This is a genomic window from uncultured Bacteroides sp., from assembly GCF_902491285.1.
Taxonomy (GTDB): Bacteria; Bacteroidota; Bacteroidia; order Bacteroidales; family Bacteroidaceae; genus Bacteroides.
In genome coordinates, this window is sequence record NZ_CABUHK010000004.1 from 62113 (window position 1) to 75909 (window position 13797).

A 13797-nucleotide genomic window follows, 5' to 3' on the forward strand; every position below is an offset into this window, starting at 1 on the left:
ATTTGATAGTATGAAAGCGATAAAAAATATAATGATAGCCTTATCCGGTATTGCACTTCTTGCTTCCTGTGATATGGATAAATTTTTTGAACTGGATCGTCCGGAATCTAATCCTTGGTTATCGGTTGATGATTTGGAATATTCTGTTGCTGATCCTTATAATACTCTTTTTCAGAATCCTAACTGGCAGGCACCTATCGGTATTATCCCTTATTATCAGGAATTGGTGGCAGATTTGTCTACGGTTAATCCGCAAGGGGCTTATGAGCAGGAAGCACTTTACTGGTATCCTCGTCAGATGTCTACCTTTGATGTAACAGGACAACAATTTGAGAAGACCTTTTCAATATTATATCGTTCTGTAACAGGAGCTACTTCTCCGTTGACTTATATTGAGGAGAAGGAGAAAAAAGGAGAGCCAGTTTTTGCCAATATGACTGAAAATGATAAGAAGACGTTGGCACGTCAGACCGGAGAACTATATTTTATGAGAGGGTATACCTATTGGCTGATTAGCCGAGCTTTTGTTGCTCCTTACGACCCGGCAGGTGGAGAGGGGAATAATCGTAAGTTCATTCCGTTAATCAATAGGCTTGATTATTCACAAGAGTCTGCACGCAATCCTTATATGGGGACTGTGAAAGAAGTGTATGATCAGATGTTGTCTGATTTTGCTAAAGCTAAAAGTCTGATGCCTGAAGATTATTTTGTGCGTGGTCGTGCCAATAAATTTTCAGCTGCTATGATGTTGATGCGTGTAAAATGGTTAATGGGAGATAAAGACGGAGCATTGGAAGAAGCTGATTATGTGATTACTAAAGCGGAAGCTGGAGTAGCACCTTTTGATTTGACAGAAGAACCGATTGTTGCTTTTAACCGGAATGCCGAACAACAATATACAGTAGACCCGGTATCAAAGGAAGTTATGTTTGAGTGTGCGTTCACTGAAAGCAATCAGGGAAATAACGTAGCTATTCCGTTAGCTCGTATGTGTAAAACTGGTATTTATAATTTCAAGTCAAAGACATTTGATGCTAGTAATAAATTATGGTTGGAAGGAGCGCGTGGCAGTCAGAATTGGCAACATGGTGGTTGGGCTTGTGCTTACTGGAATCCTCGTTTAATTAAGTATATTGGCTGGGCGGTAACAGATGATCCTATGGATTTGACGAATTATGTTCCGAGTGCAGAAGCCTTGGCTGATAAGAGATTTACTCAACTGCATTATTTCCTGAAAAACTATACGGATGGAGGAGATAAAACCATACATGAAATGGCATATAACAAGACAAAATGGAATGCTTTTTGGAATGATAAGTATTATCGGGCTCCGTATGGGAAGTATTCCCAAGTACCGTTGATTCGTTTGGCGGAAGCATATCTGACGCGTGCGACCTTAGTCCTTTCTAAGAATGCATCTCAAGCTTTAGGAGATGTGAATAAGATTCGTCAACGTGCCGGATTGACTCCTTTGAAGAATGTAACTGAAGCAGATATAGAAAAAGAAAGAATCAAAGAGTTTGGTTTTGAGAATGGAGACCGCTTGCTTTATTTAGTAGCTATGCAGAAGACAATTGATGGGCAAAAGAGAAATCCGGGAGCTGTTTATGATAATCCGAATACTGATGGGGAGCCGATTCCTGCAATGAATCCGCCTTACAGTACTATGTATGTGCCGTTGCCTTCCATTGAATATTTGTATTCAGGATCTTATCAGCAACCTTAAAAGAAGGTGAGGTTTTAAAAAAGAAGTGCCGCTATGTCTTACGATAGCGGCACTTCTTTTTGGTAATAACTCTGTTATTTCCTGTACTTCTTTATATATTCGGAAGGAGATAAGCCGTATTCTGTTTTGAAGCATTTTCCGAAATAAGATATTTCGTTAAAACCGCATCGATAAGAAACTTCGGTCACTGTATATTCTGTGTTTTGAAGCATATCTAGTGAAGTTTTCAACCGTATGTCAAGGATGAGTTTACTGGGCGACATACCTGTTACGGCTTTGATCTTGCGATATACCTGTACGCGGCTCATACCGATTTCTTCACTGAACTGATCAATGGAGTAGGCTGGGTTTTCTATGTTTTTGTTTATTATTTCCATTACTTTTTTCATAAACTTTTCTTCCATGGCACTATAAACAGAAGTATCTTTAGCTTCCGGTGGTTCTCTGTTGATTGATACCATTTCCGTTCCATATCGTTCTGCGAGTTTTTTCCGATTAATCAAAAGGTTGGCAACACGTACAACCAACAATTCCGGATCGAATGGTTTCATGATATAATCGTCAGCTAACGATTCATAGCCTTCGCGCACTTGCGATGAAGTGACACGGGCTGTGAGCAATATGATCGGAATATGTGAAGTTACCATATTGTTTTTAGATAATCTTGTAAACTCAATACCGTTCATGTATGGAGTCATAATGTCACTGATCACCAAATCAGGTATTTGTTTTTGTTCTATTTCATAGCCTTCTTTACAATTTACGGCAGTATAGATATTATAGTATTTGCTGAGCAATGATACCAGGTAATTACGTACATCCTCATTGTCTTCTATTATGAGCAGAGTTATTTCCTTGGGTGAAGTATTAGTCTGAGATATCTCGCAGGGATTGACATCTGTTGCAATAAGTGCTTCTACATCAGAATAAGCATGGGTGGATTTTACTATCTTGTCTTTGCTAAGTAGTTGGTTTTCGGTATAACTATCTTTACCTAATGGGAGAGTGAAAGACACGGTCATTCCATGCCCTTCTTTATTATCTATCCAAATACGTCCGCCATGGAGCTCAATGATACTTTTTGTCAGATTCAGCCCAATTCCGCTTCCCAGCACTTTCTCACCTGCCTGGAAGAAAGCTTCGAATATACGGGGCATCATATTGGCAGGGATTCCGGAGCCGCTATCTTCTACTTTAATCAAAAGAATCTTTCCTGCGGGGAGAGTCAGATTTTCAGGCTTCTGAATATCTTCAGTATTGGTTTCCATACTTGAAATGATAATATATCCACCGCTGGGAGTATGCTTTAGAGAGTTAGAGAGCAGGTTAAAGAAAACCTTTTCCAATAGAATGGCATCAAACCAAGTGTCTGTTGAGGAGGTCGTATCATTAAATTCGATAGATATGTTTTTCTTTTCGGCAACAGGTATGAATAGTTTGATGATTTCAGGTATGTAAGTACCTAGATTGTAATTGCTGACGTGAAGTTGCATTTTCCCGGCTTCCAGCTTGTGAAAGTCCATTAAACGGTTTACCAGCCATAATAAACGTTGGGAATTACGGTTGATCAGCTCCAATGGTTGGCGATATGCCGGAGGCATATCTTCTTTATGCAACAGGTCTGTGAGCGGAGCTATGATTAAAGTCAGCGGAGTACGGAGCTCATGTGAGAAATTGGTGAACATTTGTACACCCATATTGTGACTGATTTCAATATTCTGTTTCTCCATCTGTTTTAACTGAAGATCCATTTTCAGTTGTGCTTCCCGGGTTTTATAACGTATGAACAGCATAATCATACTAATGGTGAATGCAAGATAGAACAAATACGCATACCATGTTTTCCATAGAGGAGGAGTGACTGTAATTGATAATGAAGCATTTCCATTGCTCCATATACCGTCATTATTGCAAGCTCTTACTTTAAAAACATATTTACCTGGTGGGATATTAGTATAGTTAACGCTCCGTTCGTGTGTCGGTTCCGACCAACCCTTATCAAATCCTTCAAGCATATAGGAAAATTTATTGTTGGAGGCAAACACGTAACTAAGTGCGGAGAATTTGATTGTGAATGAGGTTTGGTTGTATCTTAATTTGATTTTCTGATTTGAAATATTTATCCATTGGGCAGTTTTATTATCTTCCAGATAATCTGCCCAAATTCTCATTTTTGTAATATATACGGGGGGTATGAATGTATTTTGTCTAATTAATTGGGGATTAAATGAAAGAAAATGATTATTTCCACCGACATAAAAAATGTTGGATGAACTTTTCAGGCAAGCGTGTAAATTGGTTTCCAATAAAGAATATCCATTTTTATTATCCCAGTTAGTGAAAGTCTCTGATTTGGGGTCAAAACATGACATGCCTTTTAAAGTAGAAACCCATAATTTACCGTTATTATCGGCCACAATACTGTTGATAGCATTATTGGGAAGACCGTTTTCTTCATTATATATCGTGAAACTTTCTTTGATATTATTATATAACCCTATGCCACCGCCATAAGTTCCTATCCATAAATTTTCCGATGCATCAGTATACAGCGTACTGACATGATTGCTTGGCAGGAGTTGTTCCGGACTTTTTTCTTCACTACCAAAATGTTTTAATTCATGAGTCTGTGTGTGATAGCGATATAGACCGGCTGCACGAGTTCCCATCCATATATAAGGTCCTATAGCTTTTAAATCTTGTACATTGATGATAGAAAGTTCTGTGGCACGACCCTTTACTGGAAAAGACTCTTCCAATTGGTTGTTCTCCATGTGGTAACGTAATACGGGGCTGTCTACTCCTAAAGCAATCCAATAAATATTATCAGTACCTTTGGCAATACATCTTACTTGATTATAAGGAAAATCGGGTATCTCTTTTATTATGCGGCGGGTTTCCATATCATAGAGATATAGTCCGCAATAATAAATACTAATCCATAAAAGATGATCTCCTTCTTTCTGTATATATTTTACCTCATTGTTTGTTACCGAGCGTGGAACATGAAGCGGGCAGTATTCATAACTTTCGTCTTTGGGATTGTAGATGATTAAACCACCGTCCGTGCCTAACCAAAGTTTTTCTTTATATTCTACTATGGCATTAATGTTTCCGATACTTTTTTGGAGCTTATATTCTGGTTTATGAGGAATAAAGAAATTGCTGTATGGTGTGTACAAATTAACACCTCCTCCGTAAGTTCCGATCCATATATTATTTGCTTTATCCCTATATAGAGAGATGATAGTATTTTCACTCAAACCGCAGCTTTGTTCCCGTTGGTAATAATTGATAAGCCTGTTTGCTTGCCGGTCATAAATCAGCACCCCTTCCCGTGTGGCAAGCATAAGATTTCCTTCCAACGTTTCTACAATGTAGTTGACTTGGGAGTTATTGAAATTTTTGCCGTTTTCCATTGTCAGGTTGGCATCTACGAGTTTACGGTTTTTACGGTCAAACCATTTAAGTCCTGAATCCCACATACCTACCCACAGGCGTTTATCATTGTCTTCATATAAAAAGTAGATCTTATGTTCATCACCGAATTGAAAACGCTCTGTAACATAGGTGACAGGATTCATGATGCACAATGTGTTGTTGATAAGATAGCAGATTTCATTTTGACTGTTTTGCATAAGCCAGAAGACAGAACCGTTGGTTGAAATGGGGATAAAATCATCAGTTTCCTTATTATACAGATTGAGTCCTTTCATGCTGCCTACCCAGATTCTTTTTTGGTTATCGCATAACAAGTGTTTGATGCAATTGTCCGATATAGTATACTGGTTCGCCGGATCATGAAAGTATTGGGTAAATGTATTTGAAGATACGTCGTAGCGATTCAGCCCACTGTGAGTACCTATCCATAGAACTCCGGGCGATTCTTCAATAATGGTGGTAACATCACTGCTGGATAGGGAGTGCGGCTGACCGTCGGCGCGAAAAACTTCGAACTCGGTACCATCAAACCGGTTCAGCCCATCTCGCGTGCAGAACCACATAACTCCGTTACTGTCTTCCAAACTACGTATAACGGTGTTTTGTGAGAGTCCGTTACTTACGTTATAGTTCTGAAACAATATGTTGTTGTCTTGCGCTCTGCAAATGGAAATAAACAGAAGAAAAATGATGAATGCAATGTTTTTCATGTCCTGATAGATATTTTTAGTAGAAGCAAATATAATTTGTTTGCAAGTAACTCGCAAACAAAATCGAGGTTGAAAATGAAAAACGTAACCTGTGTGATAGTAATGTAACCAGAGTAGGAATAAAGATACATGTATGGAAAAGATTGAAACATGATTTCTAATGGATTAAAATAAGGAGTGCTATTTTTGTAACATGAAAAACAAAGTGAAATGAATTATGAAAAACTCTTTTTTAATAGTTACTGCTACATTGCTTGTATCCGTGTTCTTTTCTTGTACAAAAGAAAGAGTGACAGCCGGTTCGGTTAATGAGGTTTATGAATTTCAGTCGGTAGATTCCACTTGGAAACTTTTGACTTTGCGTGAAAAGATAGGGCAGACAATGTTAATGCTACCTGATCGTAAGAAAGAATTGGATTTGGGAGACGGCTCATTGGAGATGTACTTCAAACGTTACCCGGTTACAGGTTATTTTATGGGGTGGAAGTTGTTTACAGGAGTTCCGGAGGAAGAGCGGGTTGATTTTGTGCGTAGTTCTGTCGAGGAATATCAAAAAGCATCAGAGCTTCCTTTATTGTTTCAACAGGATTATGAATCGGGAGTAGGACTTCAAGGGATGACTCCTTTTCCGAAAGAGATGGCACTGGGAGCCGCAAATTCTCCGGAGTTAGCTTATAAATATGGTAAAAGTGTAGCATTAGAATGTCGTTCGTTGGGTATAAACTGGGTGTTACATCCTGTTGCAGATTTGAATATGAATCCATTGAATCCTATTGTAAATACACGTTCAGTTTCGGATGATCCGGAAAAAGCGGTTTGTTTGTTGTCCGAACAGATAAAGGGGTTGCAAGATAACTCTGTTGCCGCTACAATCAAACATTTTCCGGGAGATGGGGTTGATTATCGTGATCAGCATTTGATGACAACTGTCAATTCCTTGTCTGAAGAAATGTGGAAGCAATATCATGGAAAAGTGTTTGCCGAGTTGATTGAAAAAGGAGTTGCGTGCATCATGCCTGGACATATAACTTTACCTTTCTATCAGAAAGAAAAGATAAATGGTTATCTGCCTCCGGCAACTTTATCTCATGAGCTATTGTCCGGGTTATTGAAAAAAGAAATGCATTTTAACGGGGTCGTGGTATCGGATGCAATGACAATGGCAGGCTTCCGGGGCTGGTATAAAAATGATTTGGAAGGGCAAGTTGCCAGTTTTTTAGCCGGGGTAGATATATTGTTGTGGCCTTCTTACGAATACATGGATACGGTAGAAGTACGGATTCAACGTGGTGAAATTCCAATGGAACGGTTGGATGATGCTGTTCGCCGTGTTTGGGCAATGAAAGAACGTTTTGGGTTATTAAATAAAAACAGGGAGTTGATACGTCCTGTCTCAACAGAAGAAAAGGCTGAAATACGGGAAGCTGCCAAAGAGATAACAGAGCGTTCCATAACTTTAGTACGGGATGAAGATCATAAGTTACCACTTTCTTTGGAAAAAGATAAAAAGCTGTTATTGGTGGCTGTAACTCCCGTAGCTCATAAAGGTAATGACCGTGACTTTAAGCGATTACAGAATTTGCGGGATGAGTTTGTGAAGAATGGTTTTGAGGTTGATTTTCGCCGTAATATACTTTATGAAGATCAAGGTTGGCAGGATAATGCGACTGAAGTGTATGATAAAGTAATCTTTCTGGTGGCACGGAATACTCATACTCCATTTGGCCCGCTTCAATTATGGGACGATGAGGCTCAGTCCGTATGGGCTGCCAATTCTATGGACAAAAGTAAAGTGATTGTTATTTCATTGGGTAGTCCTTACATTGGAAATGAATATTTTGAACGTGTCAAGACTTATATAAATACCTATTCGAATGATACTTCCACTCATTCTGCTTTATTACGGATATTGTTGGGACAGCTTCCGTTCAAGGGTAAGTCACCGGTCAATCTAGAGCATAAACTGTTTACATTTTAATCATTATACTTATGAAGAAATTTTTATTTAGTGGAATTATAGCTTGTCTTATCGGGTTTTGTTTCAGTTGTACTACAACAGAAGACTCTGCAGGGTTGCAGATGCGTGCAGGACTTCCTAATTTTAATTATAAGATACAAAAGAATGAACCTGTATCTGTTGTTTTTTTGGGTGGAAGTATAACAAATCATCAAGGATATAGAGTGCAGATTACTGATTGGCTCAAGCAACAATATAGTAATGTACAGTTTACGTCAATAAATTCCGGAATTGGTGGGACCGGGTCCGATTTGGGTGTGTTCCGTACAGAACGGGACGTATTGCAATATCATCCGGATTTGGTATTTGTCGAATTTGCTGTGAATGATGCCAAAACAGACTCCTTGGTGATTGCTCATTCCATGGAAGGAATTGTGCGTAAGATCTGGCATCATAATCCGCATACGGATATATGTTTTCTCTATACGCTAAATGAACCAATGTTGGACGACTTGAAATCAGGAAAGAATTACCGTTCTGTGCGGTATATGGAGACAGTAGCAGACTATTATGATATTCCGTCTGTTAATTTTGCCGATGATGTTTTGGAATTGTTGAATGAGGATAAGTTGGTTTTTAAAGGAGATTCAAAAAAGGAGTATGGTGGTAAGATTGTGTTTACGAATGATGGGACACATCCTACTTATGATGGCGGACATCCTATATATACAAAGACACTGAGCCGCTCCCTGTTACATATGAACAAGGCGCAGGAAAAGGCACATGCATTGAAAGCTCCGTTGTATCCGGGTAATTATGAGAAAGCTAAAATGATTCCCGTAACAGAGTTTGAACATTCCGAAGGTTGGAAAGTACTCTCGAAAGATGATAAAGCCTTTTCAAATTTTCAGGGAGACCAAAAAGCATTGCCGGTTGTTCTGGAATCCTCGGATTCGGAAGATTTTGTGAAAGTACGTTTTAAGGGAATTCGAGTTGGAGTGTTTGATTTAATCGGCCCCTCATCCGGAGGAATGACAGTAGAGATAGATCAGAATGATCCTTCCTATATCCGTAGGTTTGATAAATATTGCGGAGATCGTAATCGTACTAATTATTGTCTGTTTGAATCCTTGAATGAAGAAGAACATACAGTAATTATTCGTCCGGATAATAGACGTTTTGAGAAGGCGGAAATCTACAAGATGAATCCGAAGCGAATAAAGGAAACTGAATATTTCAATGAGTTTAATACATATCTCGGCTATATTCTTTTAGTGGGTGATATTATACAAAATTAATGGTGCAAGACTGATAGTATAAGGCTGTTATTGTAGTCAAACTATAAATTAGATTACAATAATAGCCTTGTTCTTCAAACGCTATAAATTTATGCTCGGAATATGTCTCTTATCAGCTCTTCTTAAACCATTTATAAACCCATTTGCCCACTTTCTCATAATGTTGTGTTTCCGTATCGGTGTATAATTTGGAGAAGAAGGAACTATCCAGCGGTTCTCCCGATTGATTGGGGTATAATACAATCAAGCTGTTATTAGAGAAATATTTGCCTAATTGTCTCGGCAGTTTCTCGAACGAACTGTCATAAGAAAGCGTTCCGGGACGTGCGCTGATAATGACTAACAGATGGTCGTAGCTTACTTGTCCTGTCAATACCAGTAAGTCGTTCCAGTCCTCCAGAAGAGAAAAATCGGTCAGTACTTGTTTATACCTCTTCTTTATCCATGCTTGCAGGCGTGCGGTTGTCTTTTCGTTCGCGAAGAAATGTACACGACAACCGAGCGTACTTCCCATCCGGCAGAAATGCTCCATCCATCGTGGAAAGCCGTATTCATATTCAGCTTTTGGGGGCACGGCAATAACGATTCGCTTTATCGTATTGACCGGTATCAGGAATTTGGAGATGATTATTTCACAGTTTAACCCCTTCAGCAGGTTTTCGGCAAGTATTCCGAAGTATGAATCGGTGATGTTTACCTTGCGGTGCAAACCGGTGATAATGCTCGTCACCTCATTTTCTTTCACGGAATGGATTATGCCGGAAGCGATATTCAAGTCATAACGGGTGAGCTGTTTCAGCGATACATTGGCGGCTGTTGTTGTCATGGCGGCTTTTTCCAAGTAGTGCCTGCTTCGCATCCTTAGGTTATCTGAGGTGGTATTGTTATCATTGATAACATTCAGTGCCAGCAAGTTGTCTTTCAGTTTCGTATCGCGTATCACTAAAGAAAGGTTCATCATATCCTCAATCGTGTTCGGATTGGCAAGAGAAATCAGGATCTTTTCCGTTTCTGTCGACGACTCTTTGCCTGTTTCCGAGTCGTCCATGGCTACCTTTCCGGCTGCTCGCTCGGTTATCAGAGAGCTGGCTATGCAAGTGACAAGTATCAACAGGACTGTTCCGTTCAACACGTCATCATTCAGCAGACGTTCGCCACCGGGCAGGATTATGTTGTACCCCACCAGCACTGCCGCCAGTGTCGCTGCCGCTTGTGCGTTACTCAAACCGTACATCAGGTTCCGTTCGAGAACTGACATCTTGTATATCTTCTGTGTGAGCCAGCAAGCAATCCATTTACCCGTCAGTGCCATTACAATCATAACGGCAGCCACTTTCAGCGCATCCCCATGTCCGAAGATGACACGCAGGTTAATCAACATTCCCACTCCGATAAGGAAGTAAGGAATGAAAAGTGCGTTGCCTACAAATTCCAGATGATTCATCAATGGAGAAACGTGTGGAATGAGCCGGTTCAGTACCAACCCAGCGAGAAAAGCGCCTAAAATACCTTCCATACCTACAAACTCCATAAGCCCCGCCCCTAGAAAGACCATGGCAAGGACGAAAATGAACTGCATCACATTGTCATTGTACCGATGAAAGAACCAGCGGCCGATACGTGGGAAGAAATAGATGATAAGTCCGCCCAGGAAGATAACCTTCACTACCAGCCATATCCAGAAGAACCCACCGGTCTCTCCTTTGAACAGACCGCCTATAACCGCCAGTACGAGCAAAGTAAGTGTATCCGTCACCGCTGTTCCGCCTACCGCTATGCTTACGCTTCGATGGCGTGATATGCCGAAACGGGTGACGATGGGATAGGCTACCAGCGTATGGGAAGCATACATACTGGCTAGCAGTACGGAAGTGACGACACTGTATTTCAGATAAGAGATATTTGCCACAAACCCGATTCCGATGGGGATGATAAAAGCAAGCAATCCGAGGACTAGCGCCTTGTTTCGTGTCTCTTTGAAATCCCCCATATTCATTTCAAGACCGGCCAGGAACATGATATAGTAAAGTCCTACTTTCCCGAACAGTTCAAAGCTGCTGTCCCGTGCCAAAATATTGAAACCATGTTCGCCGACCGCCAATCCTGCCAGAATCATGCCGATAATGTGAGGGATGCGGAGCTTGTTCAATAAGATAGGAGCAAACAGTATGATGAGAAGTACAAGGAGAAATATCCATGTAGGGTCGGTTATAGGGAATGTTAAATCAAGGCCAATCCAATCCATAATTTGATGAGTTCATGATATTTGTTGCGCAAAATAACCTAAAAAAATGCTTTTAAAAAAGCGATAACTAATAAAAGATTGTTTTATTCTTTACCATATATCTTTTATCTTTGCAAGAATTAAAAACTAAACAGGATTTCAAGAAGATGAAAACAGCATTATTAGCAGTAGGAACCTTGTGTTTCATGGCAAGTTGCACACCGGAAATGACAAGTTCAAGAGGCATCGTTTGCGATGCAAGTATGAATACGGTATCAATCGTTACCGATAAGAATGATACGCTTTCATTCAGTACGATGGATGCCGGCAAAGAAGAAGTGAACGGCTTGCTTCTGAACGATACACTGGAAGTTTTCTATACCGGAAAATATACTCCGGGAATGAAAGCCGCAAAACTCGTCCAATATCCGCAGACAGCAAAATTGGGTGGCGACCGGGACGAACACGGATGTATCGGCTCTGCCGGATATGTTTGGTGTGAAGTGCAGAAAGACTGTATCCGTTTGTTTGAGAAAGGTATCCGTACGGAAGCTGTCGATGGCTATAACGCTTCTGCTTTCATCGTTTTCAGTCCTGATTCTACACGTGCCGAGCTTTTCTTCTCTAACGGGCAAGCTAACGAAATTTTGGAGAGACGCGGTTTGCCTTCGGGCGGTTATGCATGGAATGTGGAAGATGATGATACAAAGAATGTGCGCCTGATTGATGGCTTGTGGACAATCAGTCAAAGAGGGTATTTGATTTATACACAGAAAGCAGAAAAGAAGTAACCAATAACCGGACGAGATATTGGAATCCCGGTATAGGTGTACATCAATACGGCTTATACTGGGATTTTTATTTCTAGGAACTTCTGGGGAACTCTCATAATCTGAGGATTTTTGTGTATGTTTGCTTCGTACAGAATAAAATATTCTAAATCTAAAAGATGAAACTTATGACAGAAAAAGAAAAGATGCTTGCTGGGGAGATATACGATTGTGGTGATCCGGAACTGATTCGGCGTTGGCATTATGCAAAGGAACTTCAGTTACGGTATAACAACACGGACAGCCGGAACGGTGAAGAACTGTCTGCTATTTTAAACGAACTGTTGGGATCACATGGAGATAATGTTTGGATTGCGGCACCTTTCTTTGTAGATTACGGAGAGAATATACATGTAGGCAGTCATGTTGAGATAAACATGAATTGTGTCTTTTTGGATTGCAACCGCATTACGATTGGAGACAATTGCGGTATAGGGCCCGGAGTACATATCTATGCAGTTACCCATCCGGTGAATCCGGCGGAACGCCTATCTCCGGACAGCCGGTTCTGGAAGTCACTCACCGCTCCGGTTACGATTGGGAATAACGTATGGATTGGTGGTAGTTCGGTTGTTTTGCCGGGAGTCACTATTGGTGATAATGTGACTATTGGCGCCGGAAGTGTAGTTACTAAAGATATTCCATCGAATTGTCTGGCGGTGGGAAATCCTTGCCGCATTATACGGGAAGTATAGTTGTACTGTCAATAGCTTCTGTATGCCCGCCAGTTTTATACTCCAAGAAATATTTTTATTGAATTTGCCCTCATACCCTCATAATCAGCTACAATCCCTTTATTCATCGTGGTTTCAGCTATGAGGGCAGAGCTTTTTAACCCTCTGAGGGTAAAAGTTGCCCTCAGGGGGAAAATTCCCTAATTAAATCGTAACTTGTTTATTATTACCATAATAGCCGTCTCCCGGTACATAAATCGGTTGCATCACGCCACCCTCATTTTTCAGCTTTCCTTCGTCGCGTAGCCGTCGGATATGTCTCATTGCCGTACTTCTTGCCATTCCGCAGAGATTTTGGAAGTCATATCTTCGCATGAACTGATGTGTCTGGAAATACTTCGTCAGTTGCCGGTCTATTTCGTCGTTTGTCGGTTGTGAGAAGTCCAGTCCCCCTTTCAGACTTTTGACTTTCAGTATTCCGAACTCATTTTTCAAAGCTTGGTCGGCACGAAACTGGATTGCTTTCAGTTTTATTTTGGTTGCTTTCCGTTTGGTGTCTATCGTCACGGGTTCCGTACACGTCAGGCAGGGGTGGAAGTAGCCGATGCCGTCCAGATGCACCTGTTTCCCGTCGGCCAATTCCTGTCCCAAAATGTGTGACAGTGCATCAAGCACGGCGGTTACATCCGTTTCAGTCAGCGAACAGCGTTCCTGAATACGGCGGCGCACTAAATCAGTCCCTATCGAACCGTTGTATTTAATACGCGGGTGTAGTGTTTTCTCTCCTTTTTCCTTGTCCGAAGGTTTCGGATTCTCATACCAATCAAATAATATTGCCATAGTCTTTTGTTTTTAAATACGTATTGTTATTATGTTATTTCTTATGATAGTATACATCAACGTATTAGGAAGCATCCGTTAACGGTTAATGCTTTGC

Annotated in this window: 8 protein-coding genes; 5 read left to right on the forward strand and 3 right to left on the reverse strand. The window is 40.6% G+C overall.

Annotated features, from left to right (window positions below; genetic code table 11):
* The first annotated feature begins 10 nt into the window (after positions 1 to 10).
* Complete coding sequence (locus RDN93_RS01940; RefSeq protein ID WP_005682594.1) at positions 11 to 1726, forward strand: RagB/SusD family nutrient uptake outer membrane protein; 1716 nt, start codon at positions 11 to 13, stop codon at positions 1724 to 1726.
* Positions 1727 to 1800: 74 nt separating this feature from the next.
* Here the strand turns inward: RDN93_RS01940 and RDN93_RS01945 are convergent, their stop codons facing one another.
* Positions 1801 to 5877 carry a two-component regulator propeller domain-containing protein gene (locus tag RDN93_RS01945; protein ID WP_308743983.1) on the reverse strand — a complete coding sequence of 1359 codons (4077 nt, stop codon included), beginning with the start codon at positions 5875 to 5877 and terminating at the stop codon, positions 1801 to 1803.
* Between the two features lie 217 nt (positions 5878 to 6094).
* Between RDN93_RS01945 and RDN93_RS01950 the strand changes: the two genes are divergently transcribed.
* Both RDN93_RS01950 and RDN93_RS01955 read left to right on the forward strand, forming a co-directional pair.
* A complete protein-coding gene (locus RDN93_RS01950; protein WP_308743984.1) occupies positions 6095 to 7855 on the forward strand; it encodes a glycoside hydrolase family 3 protein in 1761 nt (586 codons plus the stop codon).
* An 11-nt stretch (positions 7856 to 7866) separates the two neighbouring features.
* Entirely contained in the window at positions 7867 to 9132 is a 1266-nt protein-coding gene (locus RDN93_RS01955; RefSeq protein ID WP_308743985.1) for a GDSL-type esterase/lipase family protein, read from the forward strand.
* Between the two features lie 112 nt (positions 9133 to 9244).
* Here RDN93_RS01955 and RDN93_RS01960 read toward each other — a convergent pair whose 3' ends face one another.
* Positions 9245 to 11377, reverse strand: coding sequence for a cation:proton antiporter (locus tag RDN93_RS01960; protein ID WP_308743986.1), 2133 nt, complete (start codon positions 11375 to 11377; stop codon positions 9245 to 9247).
* 146 nt (positions 11378 to 11523) lie between these two features.
* Here RDN93_RS01960 and RDN93_RS01965 point away from each other — a divergent pair, with 146 nt between their 5' ends.
* Together RDN93_RS01965 and RDN93_RS01970 are read left to right on the forward strand one after the other, a co-directional pair.
* A complete protein-coding gene (locus RDN93_RS01965) occupies positions 11524 to 12147 on the forward strand; it encodes a hypothetical protein (protein WP_308743987.1) in 624 nt (207 codons plus the stop codon).
* A gap of 158 nt (positions 12148 to 12305) precedes the next feature.
* Positions 12306 to 12881, forward strand: a complete 576-nt coding sequence (locus RDN93_RS01970) for a sugar O-acetyltransferase (protein WP_308743988.1) — start codon at positions 12306 to 12308, stop codon at positions 12879 to 12881.
* Positions 12882 to 13064: 183 nt separating this feature from the next.
* Here the strand turns inward: RDN93_RS01970 and RDN93_RS01975 are convergent, their stop codons facing one another.
* Positions 13065 to 13700 carry an HU family DNA-binding protein gene (locus RDN93_RS01975; RefSeq protein ID WP_308743989.1) on the reverse strand — a complete coding sequence of 212 codons (636 nt, stop codon included), beginning with the start codon at positions 13698 to 13700 and terminating at the stop codon, positions 13065 to 13067.
* Between the last annotated feature and the right edge of the window lie 97 nt (positions 13701 to 13797).

What these genes read in the sequence shown, in the direction of transcription:
- RDN93_RS01940 (WP_005682594.1), top strand. Translation starts at nt 11, where the DNA reads ATGAAAGCGATAAAAAATATAATGATAGCCTTATCCGGTATTGCACTT.
- RDN93_RS01945 (WP_308743983.1), bottom strand. Translation starts at nt 5,877, where the DNA reads ATGAAAAACATTGCATTCATCATTTTTCTTCTGTTTATTTCCATTTGC.
- RDN93_RS01950 (WP_308743984.1), top strand. Translation starts at nt 6,095, where the DNA reads ATGAAAAACTCTTTTTTAATAGTTACTGCTACATTGCTTGTATCCGTG.
- RDN93_RS01955 (WP_308743985.1), top strand. Translation starts at nt 7,867, where the DNA reads ATGAAGAAATTTTTATTTAGTGGAATTATAGCTTGTCTTATCGGGTTT.
- RDN93_RS01960 (WP_308743986.1), bottom strand. Translation starts at nt 11,377, where the DNA reads ATGGATTGGATTGGCCTTGATTTAACATTCCCTATAACCGACCCTACA.
- RDN93_RS01965 (WP_308743987.1), top strand. Translation starts at nt 11,524, where the DNA reads ATGAAAACAGCATTATTAGCAGTAGGAACCTTGTGTTTCATGGCAAGT.
- RDN93_RS01970 (WP_308743988.1), top strand. Translation starts at nt 12,306, where the DNA reads ATGAAACTTATGACAGAAAAAGAAAAGATGCTTGCTGGGGAGATATAC.
- RDN93_RS01975 (WP_308743989.1), bottom strand. Translation starts at nt 13,700, where the DNA reads ATGGCAATATTATTTGATTGGTATGAGAATCCGAAACCTTCGGACAAG.